We start from the raw sequence: 20,304 nt of genomic DNA, 5'->3' as shown, positions 1-20,304 counted from the left end.
GCTCCGTAGGAAGAAACCGACGAGGAAAAGGAATTGCGATGACTACGAATCCGAATACCGGCAACTACGACGACGGCGTTCCCGGCTACAGCCAGCCCGGTGGCCCGGTCAGTCAGGATCCCTACGCAACGGATCCTTATGCCACGCCGGCAGGCCAGCAGTCCAAGAGCGACATGGCAAAAGAAGAGGCCAGGGAAGTAGGCCGCGAGAGCAAAGCCGCCGGCGAGCACGTCAAGGAAACGGCCAAGGGCGAGGCGAAGCAGGTAGCGCAGGAGGCCAAGCAGAAGGCCCGCGGCCTGGTGTCCGAGCTCGGCGACGACGTCAAGAGCCAGGCCAGCACCCAGCAGCAGCGCGTGGCATCGGGCCTGCGCTCCATCGGCGATGAGCTCCGCTCCATGTCCCAAAACTCGGAAGGTTCGGGTACGGCCACCCATCTTGTGAGCCAGGCGGCTGACAAGGCAGGCTCCGTGGCAGGTTGGCTGGAGAACCGTGATCCGGGCTCGCTGCTGGACGAAGCCAGGCGCTTTGCGCGCCAGCGTCCCGGCGCCTTCCTGGCCATCGCGGCCGGCGCCGGACTGCTTGCAGGCCGGTTGACCCGCGGCATGACCGCCGACAGCGGTGGATCCGGACAGAGCGCACAGGGCGGAACACAGTACGGCGGCGCACACCGTGCGACCCCGGCAGTGTCCGATTATGACTACGACACGCAGAGTGCCGCGGGCTTCGCGGCCCCGGGTGCGCAGACAGGCTCGGCACTCGGGGGCACAGCCGGAGCACCGGAAACCATCGGATATCCCTCCGCCACCCCGACCGGTGCCACCGAGCGCCGGGAAACACATTCCGGTCTCGGTGGAGCGGCTGGCGCACCGGAGACCATCAGTTACCCGGAGGAACCGCCGGCTGGCGGCCGGGGCACGGCCATTCCGGAACGGGACCCGTATGAGGGCGGTGGGAGCCGATGACCGAGAACCGCGTTCCCGATCCCGGTCAGGTTCCGCCCACACGCGCCGAGGTCAAGGCCGAGAACGAGTCGCTGGGCGATTTGCTCGGCGAAGTCAGCCGTGACATTTCGATCCTGATGCGCCAGGAACTGGAACTGGCCAAAGCCGAACTGAAGGAGTCCGGTACAAGGGCCGGCAAGGGCGTAGGGATGATGGTTGGTGCCGCGGTCGCGGGCCACTTCGTCCTGCTGTTCCTCTCCATCGGCCTTTGGGATGCCCTCGGCTCCCTCATCGGCTGGGGCTGGTCCGCGGTGATTGTCGCCGTCATTTGGGCAATCATCGGCGCCATCCTCTTCTCGGTCGGCAAGAAGCAAATGAAGACCATCCAGGGGATGCCACGCACCACGGAGTCCGTCAAGAAAATACCCGAAACTCTCAAGCCCAGTGAGGAAGCACGATGAGCCAGTCACCAGAAGAAATCCGAGCAGACATTGAACGCACCCGGGCACGGCTCGGCACGGATGTAGACGCCGTGGCAGAGAAGGCCTCGCCCTCGAACATTGTGCACCGGCAGACGGACAAGGTGAAGGATTCCGTTGGCCGGGCCAAGGACAAGGTCATGGGCGCCAAGGACTCAGTCATGGCTGCCAAAGATGACGCGGGCGGCTCCGCTCGGTCCATGGCACACGACGCCGGTCAAGCAGTCAGCGATGCACCGCACCAGATTGCCCGCAAGACCGAGGGCAATCCGCTGGCCGCGGGCCTGATTGCCTTCGGCGCCGGCTGGCTGGTCTCCTCGCTGTTCCCCGCCAGCAAGGTAGAGCAGCAGGCGGCCGAAAAGGTGAAGGACCAGGCCCAACCGTTGGTCGACGAGGTCAAGACGTCCGCCCAGCAGGTGGCGCAGGATATGAAGGAACCTGCCCGGCAAGCAGCCGAGGATCTGAAGACCTCGGCCAAGGAATCGGCGGAGAACGTCAAGGCAGAAGGCCAGTCGGCTGCGCAGGACGTCAAGGACCGGGCCGACACGGCACGGCAGCACGTCCAGGAACCGCCGGCCGGCCGGATGTAGAGGCGGCTTTCAGGGGTATCCGCTCCGGATTGGTCTGCGACTGTAGCAGAGCGGGACCTGGCCAAGACGGGTAAGGAGAACGACGGCGGTGGTGCACACCGCCGTCGTTCTCTAGTTTTCGCCCGGTAGCCAGACGCGGTAGACGCTGAGGGCATCCGCCCCGATGATCTCGCGTTCGCCGCTGCGTACCTTGGCGCCGCGGCGCTGGTCATCCAGCTTGGAAGTAGTCAGGACCAGTTCAAACATACGGTTGTTGCCGGCCTGGACGCCGAAATCCTTCAGGGCGCCGGTACTGGGCATCGTGATCTTGCGCGGTTCGCACCGGCCGTTGATCACTACCAGCCCGTCGATGACGCCATCCGGCGAGCCCATCAGCAGCTGGAGCGTCCGGCTGCCGGGGTCGGTCCACTGCTCGTGGGTCATGGGTTCGCCCGCTTCGTTGAACCACAGCAGGTAGGAGCTTTGTTCCCGGGTGGGATAACTGCGCGGCTGGCTGGTCAGGAAGGACTGCCGGATCCGCAGCAGCCGCCGCGTGATCTTGAACATCTGTTCCTGACGGTCATCGAGCACCCAGTTGAGCCAGGACAGCTCGTTGTCCTGGCAGTACGCGTTGTTGTTGCCGTGCTGGGTTTTGCCCAGTTCGTCCCCGGCGGTGATCATCGGGACGCCGAGCGAGAGCAGCAGCGTGGCCATCAGGTTCCGCGCGGAACGGGCGCGCGCGTCCAGGACGGCCGCGTCGCCCGTGGGACCTTCGACCCCGTGGTTGTAGCTGCGGTTGTGGTTGGTTCCGTCCCGGTTTTCTTCGCCGTTGTCCTCGTTGTGCTTGCGGTCGTACGATGTCAGGTCCGCCAGGGTGAAGCCGTCGTGGGCGGTGATGAAGTTTACCGACGCCAGCGAGCTTCGGCCGGAACCGGCGAAGACATCGGCCGAGCCGGCCAGGCGGCTCGCCAGGCGTGCCACCGATCCGCCCGGCATGCCCTGGCGGATTGCGTGCTGGTCGCCGAGCCAGAAGTCCCGGACGGTATCGCGGAAGCGGTCGTTCCAGTCCGCCCAGCCGGCGGGGAAATTACCGGTCTGCCAGCCGCCCGGCGCCACGTCCCATGGTTCGGAAATCAGTTTGATCTCGGACAGCGTAGGGTCCTCCGCCGTCGCACGCAGGAACGGATGGCGCGGGTTGAAATGGCCGTCCGGGTCGCGGCAGAGCGAAACGGCCAGGTCGAAACGGAAGCCGTCGACATGGAATTCCTGGACCCAGTACCGCAGCGAGTCCACCACCAGGGCCAGGACCTGCGGCTCGTTCAGGTCAAGGGTGTTGCCGCAGCCAGTGGTGTCCAGATAGTTGCCGTGGCCGTCGTGGCGGTAGTAGACCTCGTCGCCGAGGCCGCGGAACGAGTAGGTCTGCTGGTGTTTGCCGCCCTCGGCGGTGTGGTTATAGACCACGTCGAGAATGACTTCGAGCCCGGCTTCATGCAGGCTCTTGACCATGGACTTGAACTCGTCCTGCACAGCCTTTGGCCCCGCCGCGCGCGCAGCTCTGGTGGCGTACCGGGCGTGCGGGGCGAAAAAGCCCAACGTGTTGTAGCCCCAGTAGTTCGACAGCCCCAGTTCCTGCAGGTGCGGCTCATCGATATGGAAATGCACCGGCAGCAGTTGGACGGAAGTGATTCCCAGGTTCTTGAAGTACTCGAGCATGACCGGGTGTGCCAGGCCCGCGTAAGTTCCTCGGAGCGCTTCGGGAATCTCCGGGTGCAGCTTGGTCTGGCCCTTCACATGGCATTCGTAGACCACCGTGTCCCGCCACGGCACCTCCGGCGCGGTATCACCGGCCCAGTCGAACCCGGCGTCCACGTGAACCGAACGGAAGATGCCGCCGTCGTCGTCAATCGCACGGCCGTAAGGATCCAGCAGCAGCTGCCCCGCACCGCCGCCGGGCAGGGCCTTGCCGTGCGGCCAGAACGCATAACGGTTGCCGGGGAGCAAACCCCGGACGATCCCGTGGTGCACGCCGTCGGTCAGTTCCGGCAGGAGTGCGGCGCCCCACCGGCCGTCGGCGTCCTCGAAATGGATATCCAGGGCGGAGACCGCCGGCGCGAACACCGCCACGTTGACCTCCCCGGCCAACAGCCCTGCAGCACCGGCGCTGACGCCGAGCGGTACGGGATTGGAGGTGCGGGAGGAACGGCCCTCGCTGCCCCGGTGCCCGGCGGTTTGCCGGCCAACGCTCGCGTTGGTTGTGGTGTTGATGGGAGTGACGGAATCGGCGGGGTTGGCCAAGGGTATGCCTGTTCTGTTGGTACGGCGGCGCTATTGCGCTGCGCGCTGCCGGGATACTTCGTACAGGCTGATGCCCACGGCCATGGACGCGTTCAGCGATTCCATGTCCGAGTCGATCGGGATGGAGACAATCTGGTCGCAATTCTCGCGGACGAGCCGGGACAGGCCCTTGCCCTCGGAACCGACCACGATGCACAGCGGCTCGGTTGCCAGTTCCAGTCCGGGCAGCGAAACGTCGCCGCCGCCGTCGAGCCCCACTACGTAGATGCCCAACTGCTTGAAGGCCTTGAGCGCGTTGTTCAGATTGGAGGCCCTGGCCACCGGAACGCGCACGGCTGCCCCGGCACTGGTCTTCCAAGCAGAGGCCGTCATGCCCACCGAGCGGCGCTCGGGCACAATGACGCCGTGACCGCTGAAGGCCGAGGCCGAGCGGATGATGGCGCCGAGGTTGCGCGGATCCGTGATGCCATCCAGCGCGATGAACAGCGGCGCGTTGCGGATGTAGCCCTTCTTGAACTTGGCCATGGTTTCTTCAGCCAGTTCCAGCGCGTCCTGGTAGTCGTACGGCGGGATCTGGAGGACCAGGCCCTGGTGGACGGCATCCTCGGTCATCCGGTCCAGTTCCGGCTTGTGGGATTCCATCACCGGAATACCGCGTTCGGCGGCGAGCTTCAGGGACTCCTTGACCCGGTCATCCATCTCAACCCGGACCGCTACGTGCAGCGCCTTCGCCGGCACTCCGGCGCGCAGTGCCTCCACCACGGAGTTGCGCCCGGTGACAACCTCCTCGGCGGTCTTGCTGCGTCCGCGGGAGGCACCTGCCCGGCCTGCGGGCCGCTTGGCGGCGGAACGCTCGGCGAGTTCCTTGCCGCGATAAGCCTTGTGGTACGGCCGGTCCTCAGCCTTCGGGGTCGGCCCCTTGCCTTCGAGGGACTTGCGCCCGTGCCCTCCGGTCCCCGTGGTGGGGCCCTTCTTGGTCTTGCGCACCGCTCCGGGGCGTCCTTTGTTGGCCATGGTTTTACCTTCGGTCAGTCAAATATGCTCCGCACCGGTCGGCGCGGGATCAGTTTCTAGCGATTCCCGTCGTCCAGGTCTTGCCTATGCCTACGAGTTTACCGGGCTGCCACGGTCCACGTGGGCCCGTCCGCGGAATCCTCCACAACGACGCCGGCCGCGGCCAGCGTATCGCGGATGGCATCGGCCCTGGCCCAGTCCTTGGCTTCGCGGGCCGCGCGGCGTTCCTCGAGCTGCGCCTGAACCAGGGTGTCCAGCGCCTGGCGTGCGGCGATGTCCGTTCCGCCTGCGTTCCAGTGCGGATCCAGCGGATTGATGAAGAGCACGTCCGTCATCGCGAGTACCTGGTGCAGCGCCCGCTCTATCCCCTCGCTGTCCTTGCCGTCCAGGGCTGTGTTGCCGGCGCGCACGGTCTCATGGATCACCGCCAGCGCCTGCGGCACGTTCAGGTCGTCGTCCATCGCGGCGCGGAAGGCCTCCGGGACATCGCTGCCTACGAAGCCGAAGTCTTCGCCGTAGAGGAACTTCAGCGCCCGTTGCAGGAACCCTTCAATGCGTTCGACGGCGGCCGCGGCCTCCGTGAGCGAGCCCGGGTTGTAGTCCAGGGCGGAGCGGTACTGCGCCTGGCCCAGGTAGTAGCGGACCACCACCGGCCGGGCCAGCTCCAGCATTTCGGTCGGCGTGACAATGTTGCCCACGGACTTGGACATCTTTTCGCCCTCGTAGGTGACCATGCCGTTATGCATCCAGAAGTTCGCGAAGCCGTGGCCGGCGGCGCGGGATTGCGCCATCTCGTTTTCGTGGTGCGGGAACCGCAGGTCCAGTCCCCCGCCGTGGATATCGAACTCCGGGCCCAGGTACTTGGTGACCATGGCCGAGCATTCCAGATGCCAGCCGGGGCGGCCGGTGCCCCACGGGCTGGGCCAGCTGGCGGTGGCGGGCTCGCCCTCTTTGTAACCCTTCCACAGCGCAAAGTCGCGCGGATCCTTCTTGCCGCGGGGACCGGCGTCGGGCGCTGCCTGCATGTCTTCAATCTTCTGCCGTGTCAGCGAGCCGTACTCGGACCACGAGCGCACGTCGAAGTAGACGTCACCGGAGCCGTCCAGCGCCGGGTAGGCGTGGCCGCGGTCGATCAGCAGCGCGATGAGCTGGTGCATTTCCGGAATGTGCCCGGTGGCGCGCGGCTCGTAGGTGGGCCGCTGGACGCCGAGGATGTCGTAGGCGCGCTCGAAGGCCTGCTCGTAGCGGTAGGCCAGCGCCCACCACGGCTCGTTGGGGACCGCCAGCGGGTCCTCCAGCGCTTCCGGCAGGTAGGAGGCGGCGGATTTGGCCAGGATCTTGTCGTCGATGTCCGTAACATTGCGGACCACCGTGACCTCGTAGCCGCTGTAGCGAAGCCAGCGGGTCAGCTGGTCAAACGCGATGCCCGAACGGATGTGGCCCACGTGCGGATCCCCCTGCACGGTGGCACCGCAGTAGTAGAGGCCTACCTTGCCCGGCTGCAGCGGGACGAAATCGCGGACTTCTGCACTGGCGGTGTCATAGAATCTCAGGCTCACCGCTCCAGATTAGCTGTCAGGGCTGGCGAACCGAAACAACGACGGCGGTCGCCACGGCCGCGATCCCCTCGCCTCTGCCCGTGAACCCCAGTCGGTCGCTGGTCGTGGCAGAGACGCTCACCGGTGCACCGGCCGCCTCGGTGAGGGCCGCCTCGGACTCGTCCCGCCGCGGGGTGAACTTGGGCCGGTTGCCGATCAACTGCACGGCGACGTTGCCGATCTCGAACCCGGCATCGCGGACGATCCGGGCGGCCGCGGCCAGCAGCGTGAGCCCGGAAGCGCCGGCGTATTCCGGCCGGTCGGTGCCGAAGTGGGTACCGAGGTCGCCCACTCCTGCGGCCGAGAACAGGGCGTCCGCGGCGGCGTGGGCCACGGGATCGCCGTCGGAATGACCGGCCAGGCCGCGCTCACCTTCCCAGTGCAGGCCGCCCAACCACAGCGGCTGCGGGTCATCCTCGGGGGCGTAAGCATGCACGTCCACGCCGATGCCGGTGCGCGGAAGCGGGTAGGGCAACGTGGCCATGGATCAATCCTCCATTGTCGGGACAGGCTGGTTTGCGGTGGGCTGGACGGTGCGGGAGCGAGCTGCCACCAACGCTTCGGCGGTCATCAAGTCGAGCGCCGTGGTGATCTTCAGTGCCTCCGGCGATCCGGGCACCAGGAATACATCGGTACCCTGGCTTTCCAGCAGCATCGCATCGTCCGTGATCGCCTCGGCCTCCAGCGGCCCCATCGCGGCCAGGGTGCGGTGCGCGGACGTCAGGGCGGCAGCGTCGAAACCCTGCGGAGTCTGCACTGCGCGCAGCCGGGAACGGTCCGGGGTTCCGGCCACCTTTTCGCTGGCGATGGACTGTTGTCCGGCTGCGGAGGGAACGGCGGTCTTGATGGTGTCCGCCACGGGAACAGCAGGAATGACCGCCTTCGCCCCCGCGGCCAGCGCATCGACTACGCGGACGAAAACTTCCGGCGGCGTGAGCGCCCGGGCGGCGTCGTGGACCAGGATGCCGTCCAGATCCGGCCCCAGTCCGGCCAGTGCCTGGCTCACGGAAGCGGCACGGCTGGCACCGCCTTCCACCGCTGTCACCGGAACCCGTCCGGAGACCCCTTCGCAGACGGTCCGCAGCACGCAATCCCCCACCGGTACGGCTACGCAGATCCGCTCCGCGACCCCTGAAGCCAGGATGCCCTCCAGGGCGTGCGCCAAAATGGTGCGTCCGGCCAGCGGTACCTGGGCTTTGGGCAGCCCGTAGCCAAGGCGTTGGCCGGAGCCTGCAGCAACAACAACGACGCCGATCCGCGGCTTGGAACTTCTGGGCACGGCCCAAGCCTATACCGGCATCAAAAAAGCGGCCGGTCCAACAGGACCGGCCGCTCTAGGTTCATTGTGCCTTGCAGGCTGCCGGGTTAGGAGGCCAGAACCTCGTCGAGCACTTCAGCTGCCTTGTCTTCGTCTGTCTTTTCCGCAAGAGCCAGTTCGGAAATCAGGATCTGGCGGGCCTTGGCCAGCATGCGCTTTTCGCCTGCCGAAAGACCACGGTCCTGCTCCCGGCGCCACAAGTCACGGACTACTTCCGCTACCTTGATAACGTCACCGGAGGCCAGTTTTTCCAGATTCGCCTTGTACCGACGCGACCAGTTGGTGGGCTCTTCAGTGAACTCGGCACGGAGAACGTCGAACACGTGCTCCAGGCCTTCCTTGCCCACTACATCCCGAACGCCAACCAGGTCTACGTTCTCTGCCGGAACCTCAATGGTCAGGTCACCCTGAGCCACGCGGAGCTTGAGATACATCTTCTCTTCGCCCTTGATGGTGCGCATCTTGATCTCTTCGATCTTCGCTGCACCGTGGTGAGGGTAAACTACCGTCTCGCCGACCTCAAATACCATGTGGACTTTCCCCTTTCCCGCCTACAAGTTTACCACGGAAAAAGGCCCTACTTCCCCGAGTTTGCGCTGGTCAGAGGCCCTCGGAAGGGCAAAATGACCAGCATTATGGTCTTGACGGATCCGATGATTGATGCATCCCGGGGTCAGCCTGACGCGTTCTTTACGGGTGCCGAGTCCTGTTTTTTGGGCAAATACGGCTAGGCTAGTGACCGTGTTGTGCTTTCTGTCTGCGCAACCGCCACTCATCTACAAAGCCTTTTGATTGAGGAGTTCCTGCTGTGAAGATTGCGCCGAAGAACCGTGTGCAGCGTGCCCTTGTAGCCGGCGCCGCCGCACTAGCCCTGCTGGGGAGCGCAGGGTGCAGCGCCATCAGTGAACAGGCAACTACGTTCTCCTACGCGGCCAGCGACGGCATCGTGGCCGACATTGGCCCCATCGACCTGCGCAACCTGATGATCCTTGCCGCCGATGCCGAATCGCAGGGCCGGGTTCTGGGCACCGCCGCCAACACGTCCGACTCCCCCGTCCAGCTAAGCCTTACCGTCGGCGGGAGCAACGCAAGCGTTACCGTGCCGGCAAACGGGCAGATCCGTTTCGAGCAGGACGAGAATGAAACGACCCTCAGCAGCCCTGGCGGCATTCCCGGTTCCATCGTGGACGTCACCGTCCAGGTGAACTCGGACTCCGAGGTCGTCGGCGTGCCGGTCCTGGACGGCACTCTGCCCGAATACGCCGAGTTCGTACCCGGCGGCACCCCGGCCCAAACCACCGCCCCCACCGAAAGCGCCAGCCCGGAAGCAACCGAAACGGCCTCGCACTAGCCGCTGTCCAGCGCCGGCTGGCCCGGACCGGGCATATAAAAGGACCGCACTCACAAGGAGTGCGGTCCTTTTTATATGCCCAGGTGTTTAGGGCTCGAATTTATAGCCGAGCCCGCGGACGGTGACCAGGTAACGGGGGGCGGACGGGTCCGGTTCCACCTTGCTGCGCAGCCGCTTCACGTGGACGTCCAGGGTCTTGGTATCCCCGACGTAGTCGGAGCCCCAGACCCGGTCGATCAGCTGGCCGCGGGTGAGCACCCGGCCTGCGTTGCGCAGCAGCATTTCCAGCAGTTCGAATTCCTTCAGCGGCAGCGAGACCTGCTCTCCGCTGACGCTGACCACATGCCGCTCGACATCCATCCGCACCGGGCCGGACTGGACCGTGTTGGAAATCAGCTCTTCCGGCTCGCCCTGGCGGCGCAGGACGGCGCGGACCCGGGCTACCAGTTCGCGCGAGGAATAGGGCTTGGTGACGTAGTCGTCCGCGCCCAGTTCCAGGCCGACTACCTTGTCGATCTCCGCATCCTTGGCGGTCAGCATGATCACGGGTACGTTGGATCGCTGGCGCAGCTGCCGGCAGACCTCGGTGCCGGACTGTCCCGGCAGCATCAGATCCAGCAGGACCAGATCCGCGCCGGACCGGTCAAACTCCACGACGGCGTCCAAACCGTTGTCGACAACTTGTACTTCAAAGCCCTCTTTGCCCAGAAGATAGCTCAGCGGATCGCTCAGCGACTCTTCATCTTCGACAACCAGAATGCGGGTCAAGCACTAACTCCTTGCTCACGGGCGCCTGCGCCCTTTGGTGTTTCCCGGGCCGGTTCATCGCCGGCCTCGTCCTCGGAATCGGACTGCTCCATCTCCGGCAGCCGGACGGTAAAGGTCGATCCCTGCCCGGGCTGGGACCAGACCGAAATCTCGCCGCCGTGCTGGGAAATGACGTGTTTGACGATGCTCAGGCCCAGCCCGGTTCCGCCGGTCTGCCTCGAGCGCGCGGCATCGATGCGGTAAAAGCGCTCGAAAATCCGGTCCTGCTCATCCTGGGAGATCCCGGGCCCCTGGTCGGTAACAGATACCGTGGCGAGGCCGTCGCGGGTTCGCATCCCGACTCCCACGGTGGAGCTCTCCGGCGCATAGCGGATGGCATTGTCGATGAGGTTACGCAGCGCGGTCATGAGCAGGTCGGCGTCGCCGTAGACTTCGTTGTCCACCTTGCCGCCCACCACAATCTTGATGTCCTTGCTTTCGGCCGGCAGCCGGTTGCGGTCCACGGCTTCGGTGACCACCGCGTTGAGGTCGACAGCCTCGCCGGACTGCACCACGTCGGCGCTTTGCAGCCGGGACAGTTCGATGATGTCCTGCACCAGCGCGCTGAGCCGTTTGGACTCCTTCTCCATCCGCTGGGCGAACCGGCGCACCGCCACCTCGTCATCCGCGGCCTCTTCGATCGCCTCGGCCAGCAGCGACAGGGCGCCGACCGGTGTCTTCAGTTCGTGCGAGACGTTGGCGACGAAATCTGTGCGCATCGCCTCGGTGCGGGTGATTTCGGTCCGGTCGTCGGCCAGCAGCAAAATGTATTCGTCCCCGATGGGAGCCACCCGCACCTGCACGATGATGGTGCCCTGCCCCAGCGGGCCGCGGGGCAGTTCCAACTGGCGTTCCTCGATGACGCCGTCGCGGCGGACCCGTGCAGTCAGTTCCAGCAGTTCCTTGTGCACCACCGTATGGCCGCGCACCAGGCCAAAGGCATAGGCCCCGGGGCTGGCACGCACTACGCCGTCGATCACATCAACAATCACGTAGGCACGTCCGACGACGGACAACACTTCCGCCGATCCATCCGGAATGGTCGGCTCGGCAACTTCGATACGGTCCCGCCGCTGGCTCTCGCTCAGCCTGAAGGCGAGCACACCAAAGGCGCCCAGCACGATGCCGGCCAGTCCGGCCAGCAGGCCGATCATCAGAGCACTCACGCCTCTAGCTTATGCCTACGAAAGCGCCACAATTACCCCTTCCGGTAGTAATCAAACAGGGGTTCAACTAACGTTCACCTAGAGACGGGTAACAGTTCACCGGGCGCTGAAAGTCTGCTTGGTAAGTGTGACCATAACTATTGCAACAAGCGAAAGGACGCCCTGTGCGCAAGGTATTCCAGGCAGAGCTCCACCAGGTCGGCGAACAGCTGATCGAAATTTCACGGCTCGTAGCCGAGGCCATGGAGAAGGCGAATGAGTCATTCGTCAACGCCGATATCGAACTCGCCCAGGAGGTCATCGCTGCCGACGCGCGGATCGATTTCCTGCAGAACGATCTGGACGAACGTGCCATTGAGATCCTGGCGCTCCAGGGACCGGTGGCTTCGGACCTGCGCATGATCGTAGGAGCCTTGCGCATGAGCGCTTCGCTGGAGCGGATGGGCGACCTGGCCCGCCATGTCGCCCAGCTGGCCCGCATGCGTTATCCGGCGAATGTCAGCCCCGAGTCGCTGCGCCCCACCTTCGCAGAGCTCGCCGAGAACGATATTGCCATCGCCCGGAAGCTGACGGAATTGCTGGACACCCGCAACCTGGAGCTGGCCCGGGACATCAACCGCCACAACGACCGCATCAACGAACTCCATGCCGGGATCTTCAAGGCCATTGCGGCTCCTGACTTCGCCGAAACGGCTCCCACCGCCGTCGACGTTTCGCTGGCCAGCCGCTACTTCGAGCGCTTCGCGGACCACGGCGTCTCGGTCGCGCGCAAGGTCACTTACCTGGTGACCGGCGAATGGGCACCGAACGGCGCGTCCCACTAGACCGTTCAGTGGTCCGGGCGGCCACCGTCCGGCCGCATGACACGTCAGGACCAAAGCGAAGGCCGGCCCTCAGCGCAGTTACTGCGCTGAGGGCCGGCCTTCGGCGTTTGCGGGGCAGCAGGCTACTTTTTGCCTTGGTTGGCCACGGCTTCGATGGCCGCCGCCGCGGCGTCGGCGTCGAGGTACGTGCCGCCGGCCTTCACGGGCTTGAGGTTTTCGTCCAGTTCGTACACCAACGGAATGCCGGTGGGGATGTTGAGGCTGGCAATGTCGTCGTCGCTAATGCCGTCCAGGTGCTTGACCAGGGCGCGCAGCGAGTTGCCGTGCGCGGCCACCAGCACGGTCTTCCCGGCTTGCACGTCCTTGGAGATGTCCGATTCCCAGTACGGCAGGAAGCGCTCCAGCACGTCCTTGAGGCACTCGGTGCGCGGGAGGTTGCCGTTGAGGTCCGCATAGCGCGGGTCCCCCACCTGCGACCATTCGCTGGAGTCATCCAGCTTGGGCGGCGGGGTGTCGTAGGAACGGCGCCACAGCATGAACTGCTCGTCGCCGAACTCTTCGCGGATCTGCGCCTTGTCCTTGCCCTGCAGCGCGCCGTAGTGGCGCTCGTTCAGGCGCCAGTCCCGCTTGACGTCGATCCAGTCCCGGTCCGCCGCCTCTAGGGCAATGTTGGCGGTGACGATGGCGCGCTTGAGCCGCGAGGTGTAGAGCACGTCCGGCAGGATACCCGCCTCGACCAGCAGTTCGCCGCCGCGCTTGGCCTCGGCCCGGCCCTGTTCGGTCAGCGGAACGTCCACCCAGCCGGTAAAGAGGTTTTTCTCGTTCCAGTCGCTTTGGCCGTGCCGCAGCAGAATCAGCTTGTAGTTCGAAGAGGCAGTCATGGCTGTAATCCTAGCGTTTACACGCCTTTACCAGCCGTCCGCGACCGTGACGTTACGCACGCTGCTGCGCCGCGCCCCGCCGTCGTCATGGGGGCTTTCCCCTGCTGTGACCTGCGGATTTAGTTTCCATCAGGGGGAATTACGACGGCGGTGGGCGGCCGGCGTCGTCATCCCGTGTTTCCGTGCGGCACTTATTCTTTTTCCTTGTGCCCAGCCTGAAGACTGCCCCCGCCGCGTCCGGCCACACTGTGGAGTACCCGAGGGGCAGGCCTGGCAGGCCAGGCAAACCGGTCGGTTCCATCACGCGGGGCACTACCAACCCGAACCGGCTGCGGCGGATGGACCGCTGGCTTTCCGGCCCGAGCGCGGCCAGCGTCAAAAAGGCAGCCGATCCGCTGGTCATCGATCTGGGCTACGGCGCCGCGCCGATCACCGCCGTCGAGCTCCACCACCGGCTGGCCAAAGTGCGCCCCGATGTCGAAGTGATCGGGATCGAGATCGAACCCGAGCGGGTCCGGCGTGCCAAAGCGCTGGAGCGGCCCGGGTTGAGTTTCCGGCAGGGCGGCTTTGAGATCCCGGTGGCGGGGCGCCGTCCGGCGGTGGTGCGCGCCTTCAACGTGCTGCGCCAATATGACGAGTCTGAGTACGCCGCGCATTGGGACATGGTGCGGGGGCGGCTGGCACCAGGCGGACTGTTCATCGACGGCACCTGCGACGAGATCGGCCGGCGTGCCACCTGGGTGGCCATTTCGCCGGAGGGGCCGGTGTCGCTGAGCATCTCGCTGCGGTTCGGTGCTTTCGACCGGCCCTCCGATGTGGCCGAGCGGCTGCCGAAAGCGCTGATCCACCACAATTTCCCCGGCGAGAAGATCCACCGCTACCTGCAGGCACTGGACAAGGCCTGGGCCGAGGCCGCCGTGCTGGCTTCCTTCGGCAACCGGCAGCGGTGGCTGGCGATGTGCCGCGGTGTGGCCGCGGCCGGCTGGCCCGTACTGGACGGTCCCTCGCGGTGGCGCCTCGGTGAAGTGACGGTGGCCTGGGCGGCAGTCGAGCCGGGTTACCAAGGCCCGTAGGGGCCGCTTACCAGGGTCCGTAGGGGCCGTAGGCGCTGCCGCCGGATCCCTTCAGCTCGTTCAGCGCCGGCTTCACATCCGCCAGGTACACGGAGGCAGCGGCGACGGCGGCCAGCTGGAACAGCATCCAGGTGCCCAGTCCGGTCCCCAGCAGCGACAGCGCGCCCACGGCGACGGAACCGGCGGTCATGCCGGTCCAGAACCCCTTGGTGCGCTTGAAGGCGGCCTGGAAGTGCTCGCCCTTCCGGCCGAGGCAGTCGACCAGCGCCCACAACTCAATGCCCAGGGCGAGGATCCCCAGACCGAAATACAGCCAATGCTGGAACGCGTAGACAAGTAGCACCTTCCAAGCCTAACTGTTCTTTCGCCTATCAGTCCTGCACTTTTCCCAGCGCCTGGTCCAGATCGGCCCACAGATCGGCTGCGTTCTCAATTCCGACGGATAGCCGCAGCAGGTTTTCGGGCACGCTTGCCGGTTCGTTGACGTGCCGGCGGCGCCGCTCGATCAGCGACTCCACGCCGCCCAGCGAGGTTGCGGGCAGCCACAGCTGCAGTGCCTCGGTAACGGCTTCAGCGGCAGCCGAACCGCCGCGGATCTGGATGGCGATGATGGAGCCGAAGCCGTTCATCTGCGCCTTGGCGCGCTCGTGCCCCGGATCGCCCGGCAGGCCCGGGTAGCGCACGGCTTCCACCCGCGGATGCTGCTGCAGTCTCGCGGCGAGCTCCGCCGCCGTCGCCTGCGAACGCTCCACCCGCAGCGCCAAAGTGCGCACCCCGCGCAGCGCGAGCCAGGTTGCGAACGGTCCGGCGATAGCCCCGTGCAGGGAGCGGTGCGTCAGCAACTTCGCCTGCAGCTCCGGATTGGAGGTGACCACGGCGCCAAGGACGACGTCGGAATGCCCGGCAAGATATTTCGTCACCGAATGGACGACGACGTCCACGCCGACCTCCAGCGGGCGCTGTCCCAGCGGGGTGGAAAAGGTGTTGTCGGCAACCACCAAAGCACCGGCGTCGTGCGCTGCCTTGGCCAGGACGCCGAGCTCGGCTATTTCGAGCATGGGGTTGGTGGGGCTTTCCAGCCACACCATGTCCGCGCCCTCCAGCTGGGCCTTGACGGCTTCGGTATCCGCAATGTCCACGGTGCGGATCTTCACCGCGCCGCGCCCGGCCAGGTCTTGGGCCAAAGCCAGGCTGCCCTGGTAGCTGTGCTGCGGCATGACAACCACGCCGCCGGCGGGAACCAGGGACAGCGCCGCAGCCACGGCGGCCAGTCCCGACGCGAAGACTAGGGCAGGCAGTTCTGCGCCCTCGAGCTCGCCCAGGGTTTCCTCGAACGGGTCCCAGGTGGGGTTGGAGTAACGCCCGTAGGCACGGTCGCCCGCGACGACTTCGCCTAGCCCGAAGAACGTCGAGGACAGCACCACCGGCGGGTTCACCGGGGAATCGTGGGTCCGCTCCGGGCGGCCGGCGGAAACCACCACGGTGTCCGGGGCAAGGTGGTCTGGATGCTGGGGTGCGCTCTGGCTCATGACAGCTAGGTTAATCCCGCGGGCCGTCCACAGGTTAACTCGTGACCTTTCTTTGGCACGGTAGGCTAATTGGGTGACTTCCCCCGGTACCCACTCCCCTGCTGGCGCGCGCACGGGACTGTTCATCGCGTTCGAGGGCGGCGACGGGGCAGGCAAGTCCACCCAGGCAGCCGCCGTCCAGGCCCGGCTGGAAGCCGCCGGACACGCAGTGCTGCGGACGCGGGAGCCGGGCGGCACGCCCATCGGCGAAAAGCTGCGCTCCCTGGTGCTGGACCATGGCCACGGCGAGATCGACGCCCGCACCGAAGCTTTGATTTTTGCCGCCTCACGGGCGGCCCACGTCCAACAGGTGATCCTCCCGGCTCTGGAGCGCGGCGAGATTGTGCTGTGCGACCGTTTCATCGACTCGTCGGTGGCTTATCAAGGTGCCGGGCGGGAACTGGGCATCGCCGCGGTGCGGGACATCAACCTGTGGGCCACGGCTTCGCTGCTGCCCGATGTCACGGTGCTGCTCGATGTTGCGCCCCACGACGGCCGCGACCGGCGGCTGGCCGGCGAAGCGGCCGAAGACCGGCTGGAATCCGAGCCGGATGACTTCCACGGGCGGATCAGGGCCGCGTTCCTGGAACTGGCCGCGGCGCGGCCCGACGAGTACCTGGTGCTGGACGCCCGAACCGACCGCGGCGCCCTGACCGACGCCATCGTTAAGCGCATCGACGGGTTGCTGGCATGAGCGTCTGGTCCGATCTGCCCGGCCAGGCCGCTGTGGTGGAGCAGCTCAGCCGTGCCGCAGCCGCCGAGCGGCCCAACCACGCCTGGCTGTTCACCGGTCCGCCCGGCTCCGGCCGGTCCAATGCTGCACGGTCCTTCGCCGCCGCGCTGCTGTGCGAGCAACCAGATCCCGCCGCCCGCGGCTGCGGGGAGTGCCATGCCTGCCACACCGTTTTGGGCGGCACCAACGCGGACGTCTCCGCCATGGTGACGGAGAACGTGTCCTTCACCATCCGCGAGGTCCGCGACTGGGTCACCAAGGCGCAGGACAAACCGTCTTCGGGCCGCTGGCGCGTGATCATCATCGAAGATGCCGACCGCATGGCGGAGCGGACCACCAATGTGCTGCTCAAGGCCATCGAGGAGCCGCCGCCGCGGACCATCTGGCTGCTCTGCGCGCCGAGCCCGGCGGACGTACTGGTCACCATCCGCTCGCGCTGCCGCCCCGTGGGCCTGCGCATTCCCCCGGTGGGCGATGTGGCCGAACTGCTGGTCCGCCGCGACGGTGCCACGCCCGAACTCGCGGAGTTCGCCGCCCGGGTTTCGCAGAGCCACATCGGCGTGGCCCGACGGCTTGCCGCCAATGAGGACGCCCGCAGCCGCCGGGATACGATTGTCCGGCTGCCGCTGCGCCTGCGCGGCGTCTCCGATGCCGTCATGGCCGCCGGCGAACTGGTGGAAATCTCCAATGCCGACGCCGCCGCTGCCTCCGAGCAGCGCAACGCTGCCGAGCGCGAGGCCCTGCTGCACACCCTCGGCGCGCCGGAGAAAGGCACGTTGCCGCCAGCCATGCGCAGCCAGCTAAAGCAGCTGGAGGACGAGCAGAAACGACGGGCCAAGCGCAGCGTGAGCGATTCCCTCGACCGCGTCATGATCGACCTGACCACGTTCTACCGGGACGTCCTGGCCCTCCAGCTGGGCGCGTCGTCGGACCTGGTCAACGAGTACCTGCGGCCGGAGCTGACCTCCTACGCGGAACAATCGACCCCCGAGAAGACGTTGGAGAGGTTGGACGCCATCGCCCAGACCCGCAAACGGCTCAGCACCAACGTGGCCCCGGTATTGGCCATGGAGGCCATGGCAGTCAGCCTGCTCTGATTCTTGACCACAATCCAGGAGAACAATTGATGCGCACCCTACCGCGACGATCCGGCCCCAGCGCCAAAACCGCAGCGGCCGCCGTCGTGCTTTTCCTGCTGGCCGGGTGCGGGCTGCTGCCAGGCACAACTCAGGCCCCGCCGTCGCCGTCGCCTGAAGTGGTCGGCAGCGTGGACGAGCAGCTGAGGCCCTACTACAACCAGTCGGTCAGCTGGGAAAGCTGCGAAGGCCGGTTCGAGTGCGCGGACATCGAAGTCCCGGTCGATTATGCCGATCCGGACGGCGAGAGTATCAAGATCGCTGCGATCCGCAGCACCACGGACGGCGATTCCTTAGGATCCATCCTGCTGAACCCCGGCGGTCCAGGCGGTTCGGGCTATGACACCGTGCGTGGCTCGCTGGAGCAGATGACCACCGAGGAACTGCGCGGCAGCTACGACATTGTGGGCTTCGACCCCCGCGGTGTGAAGCGTTCGGCCCCGGTCACCTGCATGACCGACGCGGAGCGGGATGCCGCACGGGAGGTGCAGTATGACCTGGACAGCGATGCCGGCATCGCCGAAGCCAGGGAGGACGCGGCCGAGCTGGCCGAGAAGTGCGCGGCGAAGACCGGCGAAGTCCTGGCCCACGTGGACACCGCCAGCGCCGCCAAGGACATGGACATCATCCGCGCGGTGGTCGGGGACGCCAAGCTGAATTACCTGGGCTTCTCCTACGGCACCTTCCTCGGAGCAACCTATGCGGACCTCTTTCCGGAGCGGGTGGGCCGGATGGTGCTCGACGGGGCGATGGATCCGTCGCTGACCAATGAGCAGGTGACGCTCGGCCAGGCCAAGGCGTTCGAAGGCGCGATCCGCAGCTACGCGGAAAGCTGCCTGGCGTCCGCGGAATGCCCCCTGTCCGGAACCGTGGACCAGGCCGTCGGCCAGATCCAGGATTTGATCCAGTCCGTCGAGGCCAACCCGCTGACTGCCGAGGACGGCCGCCTCGTCACCGTGAGTACCTTCGTCTCGGGGTTCATCGTTCCGCTGTACAACGACGTGAACTGGCCGCTTCTGACCCGTGCGCTGGACGGCGCATTCGACGGCGATCCGACGGACATGCTGTACCTCGCAGACCTGGGCGCCGAGCGTCAGGCGGACGGCAACTACACCTCCAACAGCACAGCGGCCTTTACCGCCATCAACTGCCTGGACTATCCGATGGAATCCGATTTGGCGGGCATGAAGGAAAATGCGGCGGAACTAGAGGAAGCCTCGCCAACGCTGGGCCGGTACCTCGCCTACGGCGGCACCACCTGCGAGAACTGGCCGGCGGAGCCGGTGCGCACGCCCGCACCGGTTGACGCAGCGGGAGCGGATCCGATCCTGGTCATCGGCACCACCGGCGACCCGGCCACCCCGTACGAATGGGCCGTTTCCATGACGGATCAGCTGGAATCTGCCTCACTGCTGACCTACGAGGCGCAAGGGCATACCGCGTATAGCCGCGGCGACAGCTGCGTGCAGGACGCCGTGGACAGCTATTTCATCGAGGGCACGATGCCGGACGAGGGCACTGTTTGCTAAGCCGGTTTTGACCAGCGCGCCCTTGCTCTCCTATAGTTGTTCCTTGTGGATTCTGGCCGGTTATCCGGCTTGGAAGCCCGGCCTCCTTAGCTCAGTCGGTAGAGCGTTTCACTCGTAATGAAAAGGTCGCCAGTTCGATTCTGGCAGGGGGCTCCAGTTCAGGGGATTCGAGTTTGTCTCGAATCCCCTGAACACGTTAACGGCAAGTTTTGCTGCTGAATTGTTGGGTTCGGGCGGGGACGAGTTCTTCCCAGCCGAGGGGCGCCTGCAAATTTCGGGCGTCGGCTAGGCTGTCGTCATGCCCCGTCCTTCGACATCTCTCGCCGCTGCTGCCATCCTGCTTCTTGCGTTGACCGCCTGCATAGGCGGCGCGTCGACTGAATCAGCAAACCTGAACGAGACCGATCCGGCGCTCTGGGCGCGGACCGCCTTAGGAGATGACGAGTGGCAGGGGGCAGGAGCCTCGATGAGCGCCGGCGGCCTTGCACCGGGCAGTGACGCCGGGATGAGCTTAACACCGGAGAATCCCGGCTGGCACCGAATCGATATGGCCTGCAAAGGCCCCAGTTCCATGTCGGTGAAGATCACTGGGGCCGACAGTGAAATCAGTTCCGGCATCATTCCCTGCGGGGCGGCCGTTAGGACCACTGTGGAACTGCCCGCCACCCTAATCGATATAAAGGTGGACGGGGCGAACGCCAGAGGGATGTGGGCCGTGGCCATGGCGCCGACGGAAGCACCATAGCTCCCTGGCCGGTCGAGCCGATAACGAGAACCCGCCGACGGACCCGACATCAGATTCCCGACCACCACAGTGGATAGCCTGCCCTGCTAGCCGCCGAGGTACAACGCCGCTCCCACGATGACCAGCAGCAACCCGATCAGGCTCAGGCTCAGCAGAACCGTCCGCACATGCCCGAACGGTTCGCCGGGCCGCCGCGGCCGCGAGTATCGATACGCGATGGTGGGAAGTCCCAGAATCAATCCGAGCACGATGAGCACTATTGCCAGCTGCATGGGTT

General features: G+C 65.9%; 22 protein-coding genes and 1 tRNA gene. 11 read left to right on the top strand and 12 right to left on the bottom strand.

Translation table 11 applies throughout. The features are described 5' to 3' along the window. Positions 1–38: 38 nt before the first annotated feature. The 3 genes from J5251_RS06940 to J5251_RS06930 are packed head-to-tail and all read left to right on the top strand — an operon-like array spanning position 39 to position 2,010. On the top strand, positions 39–962 hold the full coding sequence (locus tag J5251_RS06940) for a hypothetical protein (RefSeq protein ID WP_208575610.1): 924 nt from the start codon (positions 39–41) through the stop codon (positions 960–962). Then, entirely contained in the window at positions 959–1,402 is a 444-nt protein-coding gene (locus J5251_RS06935; protein ID WP_139006825.1) for a phage holin family protein, read from the top strand. The genes J5251_RS06940 and J5251_RS06935 overlap by 4 nt, the downstream gene beginning before the upstream one ends. Beyond that, a complete protein-coding gene (locus J5251_RS06930; protein WP_208575609.1) occupies positions 1,399–2,010 on the top strand; it encodes a DUF3618 domain-containing protein in 612 nt (203 codons plus the stop codon). The genes J5251_RS06935 and J5251_RS06930 overlap by 4 nt, the downstream gene beginning before the upstream one ends. Positions 2,011–2,121: 111 nt before the next feature. Here J5251_RS06930 and glgX read toward each other — a convergent pair whose 3' ends face one another. The 6 genes from glgX to J5251_RS06900 all read right to left on the bottom strand — a co-directional run bounded on the left by glgX (position 2,122) and on the right by J5251_RS06900 (position 8,744). Then, entirely contained in the window at positions 2,122–4,131 is a 2,010-nt protein-coding gene (gene glgX, locus J5251_RS06925) for a glycogen debranching protein GlgX (protein ID WP_244250929.1), read from the bottom strand. Positions 4,132–4,314: 183 nt separating this feature from the next. After that, positions 4,315–5,298, bottom strand: a complete 984-nt coding sequence (rlmB, locus tag J5251_RS06920) for a 23S rRNA (guanosine(2251)-2'-O)-methyltransferase RlmB (RefSeq protein WP_139006827.1) — start codon at positions 5,296–5,298, stop codon at positions 4,315–4,317. A gap of 98 nt (positions 5,299–5,396) precedes the next feature. Then, the gene (cysS, locus tag J5251_RS06915) at positions 5,397–6,857 is read right to left on the bottom strand and encodes a cysteine--tRNA ligase (RefSeq protein ID WP_208575608.1); all 1,461 of its coding nucleotides are present in this window, start codon (positions 6,855–6,857) and stop codon (positions 5,397–5,399) included. Positions 6,858–6,873: 16 nt separating this feature from the next. Beyond that, positions 6,874–7,380, bottom strand: a complete 507-nt coding sequence (gene ispF, locus J5251_RS06910) for a 2-C-methyl-D-erythritol 2,4-cyclodiphosphate synthase (RefSeq protein ID WP_208575607.1) — start codon at positions 7,378–7,380, stop codon at positions 6,874–6,876. 3 nt (positions 7,381–7,383) lie between these two features. Further along, entirely contained in the window at positions 7,384–8,175 is a 792-nt protein-coding gene (gene ispD, locus J5251_RS06905) for a 2-C-methyl-D-erythritol 4-phosphate cytidylyltransferase (protein WP_208575606.1), read from the bottom strand. 86 nt (positions 8,176–8,261) lie between these two features. After that, positions 8,262–8,744 (bottom strand): CarD family transcriptional regulator, encoded by a 483-nt coding sequence (locus J5251_RS06900; protein WP_074699806.1) that lies wholly within the window; start codon positions 8,742–8,744, stop codon positions 8,262–8,264. Between the two features lie 278 nt (positions 8,745–9,022). Between J5251_RS06900 and J5251_RS06895 the strand changes: the two genes are divergently transcribed. Then, positions 9,023–9,565: a hypothetical protein gene (locus tag J5251_RS06895; RefSeq protein WP_139006831.1), complete on the top strand. Its 543-nt coding sequence runs from the start codon at positions 9,023–9,025 to the stop codon at positions 9,563–9,565. A gap of 87 nt (positions 9,566–9,652) precedes the next feature. On the opposite strand, the gene J5251_RS06890 is transcribed toward J5251_RS06895, so the two are convergent. After that, a complete protein-coding gene (locus J5251_RS06890; RefSeq protein ID WP_074699808.1) occupies positions 9,653–10,333 on the bottom strand; it encodes a response regulator transcription factor in 681 nt (226 codons plus the stop codon). After that, positions 10,330–11,529, bottom strand: coding sequence for a sensor histidine kinase (locus J5251_RS06885; RefSeq protein ID WP_171059477.1), 1,200 nt, complete (start codon positions 11,527–11,529; stop codon positions 10,330–10,332). The genes J5251_RS06890 and J5251_RS06885 overlap by 4 nt, the downstream gene beginning before the upstream one ends. A gap of 173 nt (positions 11,530–11,702) precedes the next feature. Between J5251_RS06885 and phoU the strand changes: the two genes are divergently transcribed. After that, positions 11,703–12,362 (top strand): phosphate signaling complex protein PhoU, encoded by a 660-nt coding sequence (gene phoU, locus J5251_RS06880; RefSeq protein ID WP_139006832.1) that lies wholly within the window; start codon positions 11,703–11,705, stop codon positions 12,360–12,362. A gap of 122 nt (positions 12,363–12,484) precedes the next feature. Here phoU and J5251_RS06875 read toward each other — a convergent pair whose 3' ends face one another. After that, the gene (locus tag J5251_RS06875; protein WP_208575605.1) at positions 12,485–13,243 is read right to left on the bottom strand and encodes a phosphoglyceromutase; all 759 of its coding nucleotides are present in this window, start codon (positions 13,241–13,243) and stop codon (positions 12,485–12,487) included. Between the two features lie 338 nt (positions 13,244–13,581). Here J5251_RS06875 and J5251_RS06870 point away from each other — a divergent pair, with 338 nt between their 5' ends. After that, positions 13,582–14,316, top strand: a complete 735-nt coding sequence (locus J5251_RS06870; RefSeq protein WP_348272980.1) for a class I SAM-dependent methyltransferase — start codon at positions 13,582–13,584, stop codon at positions 14,314–14,316. Between the two features lie 7 nt (positions 14,317–14,323). Here the strand turns inward: J5251_RS06870 and J5251_RS06865 are convergent, their stop codons facing one another. After that, positions 14,324–14,659, bottom strand: a complete 336-nt coding sequence (locus tag J5251_RS06865; RefSeq protein ID WP_139006834.1) for a DUF2516 family protein — start codon at positions 14,657–14,659, stop codon at positions 14,324–14,326. Positions 14,660–14,687: 28 nt separating this feature from the next. Then, positions 14,688–15,845, bottom strand: coding sequence for a trans-sulfuration enzyme family protein (locus J5251_RS06860; protein ID WP_208575604.1), 1,158 nt, complete (start codon positions 15,843–15,845; stop codon positions 14,688–14,690). A 73-nt stretch (positions 15,846–15,918) separates the two neighbouring features. On the opposite strand from J5251_RS06860, the gene tmk reads away from it, so the two are divergent. From tmk to J5251_RS06835, 5 genes are all read left to right on the top strand, one after another. Continuing rightward, positions 15,919–16,578, top strand: a complete 660-nt coding sequence (gene tmk, locus J5251_RS06855) for a dTMP kinase (RefSeq protein WP_208575603.1) — start codon at positions 15,919–15,921, stop codon at positions 16,576–16,578. Then, complete coding sequence (locus tag J5251_RS06850) at positions 16,575–17,714, top strand: DNA polymerase III subunit delta' (RefSeq protein WP_139006837.1); 1,140 nt, start codon at positions 16,575–16,577, stop codon at positions 17,712–17,714. The genes tmk and J5251_RS06850 overlap by 4 nt, the downstream gene beginning before the upstream one ends. A 29-nt stretch (positions 17,715–17,743) precedes the next feature. After that, the gene (locus J5251_RS06845) at positions 17,744–19,282 is read left to right on the top strand and encodes an alpha/beta hydrolase (RefSeq protein WP_208575602.1); all 1,539 of its coding nucleotides are present in this window, start codon (positions 17,744–17,746) and stop codon (positions 19,280–19,282) included. Positions 19,283–19,362: 80 nt separating this feature from the next. After that, positions 19,363–19,438 (top strand) — tRNA-Thr (locus J5251_RS06840). Between the two features lie 142 nt (positions 19,439–19,580). After that, a complete protein-coding gene (locus tag J5251_RS06835) occupies positions 19,581–20,027 on the top strand; it encodes a hypothetical protein (RefSeq protein ID WP_208575601.1) in 447 nt (148 codons plus the stop codon). Positions 20,028–20,113: 86 nt separating this feature from the next. Here J5251_RS06835 and J5251_RS06830 read toward each other — a convergent pair whose 3' ends face one another. Beyond that, entirely contained in the window at positions 20,114–20,299 is a 186-nt protein-coding gene (locus J5251_RS06830; RefSeq protein ID WP_139006840.1) for a hypothetical protein, read from the bottom strand. Positions 20,300–20,304: the final 5 nt, after the last annotated feature.

This window comes from Arthrobacter crystallopoietes (assembly GCF_017603825.1).
Taxonomy (GTDB): Bacteria; Actinomycetota; Actinomycetes; order Actinomycetales; family Micrococcaceae; genus Crystallibacter; species Crystallibacter crystallopoietes_B.
Note: the sequence above shows the minus strand (reverse complement) of the source record. Positions and strands in the feature narration are given on the sequence as shown.

Coding starts and splice junctions, on each gene's coding strand:
- J5251_RS06940 (WP_208575610.1), top strand. CDS start 39: ATGACTACGAATCCGAATACCGGCAACTACGACGACGGCGTTCCCGGC.
- J5251_RS06935 (WP_139006825.1), top strand. CDS start 959: ATGACCGAGAACCGCGTTCCCGATCCCGGTCAGGTTCCGCCCACACGC.
- J5251_RS06930 (WP_208575609.1), top strand. CDS start 1,399: ATGAGCCAGTCACCAGAAGAAATCCGAGCAGACATTGAACGCACCCGG.
- rlmB (WP_139006827.1), bottom strand. CDS start 5,298: ATGGCCAACAAAGGACGCCCCGGAGCGGTGCGCAAGACCAAGAAGGGC.
- ispF (WP_208575607.1), bottom strand. CDS start 7,380: ATGGCCACGTTGCCCTACCCGCTTCCGCGCACCGGCATCGGCGTGGAC.
- J5251_RS06900 (WP_074699806.1), bottom strand. CDS start 8,744: ATGGTATTTGAGGTCGGCGAGACGGTAGTTTACCCTCACCACGGTGCA.
- J5251_RS06875 (WP_208575605.1), bottom strand. CDS start 13,243: ATGACTGCCTCTTCGAACTACAAGCTGATTCTGCTGCGGCACGGCCAA.
- J5251_RS06870 (WP_348272980.1), top strand. CDS start 13,582: ATGGACCGCTGGCTTTCCGGCCCGAGCGCGGCCAGCGTCAAAAAGGCA.
- J5251_RS06860 (WP_208575604.1), bottom strand. CDS start 15,845: ATGAGCCAGAGCGCACCCCAGCATCCAGACCACCTTGCCCCGGACACC.
- J5251_RS06850 (WP_139006837.1), top strand. CDS start 16,575: ATGAGCGTCTGGTCCGATCTGCCCGGCCAGGCCGCTGTGGTGGAGCAG.
- J5251_RS06845 (WP_208575602.1), top strand. CDS start 17,744: ATGCGCACCCTACCGCGACGATCCGGCCCCAGCGCCAAAACCGCAGCG.
- J5251_RS06835 (WP_208575601.1), top strand. CDS start 19,581: ATGCCCCGTCCTTCGACATCTCTCGCCGCTGCTGCCATCCTGCTTCTT.
- J5251_RS06830 (WP_139006840.1), bottom strand. CDS start 20,299: ATGCAGCTGGCAATAGTGCTCATCGTGCTCGGATTGATTCTGGGACTT.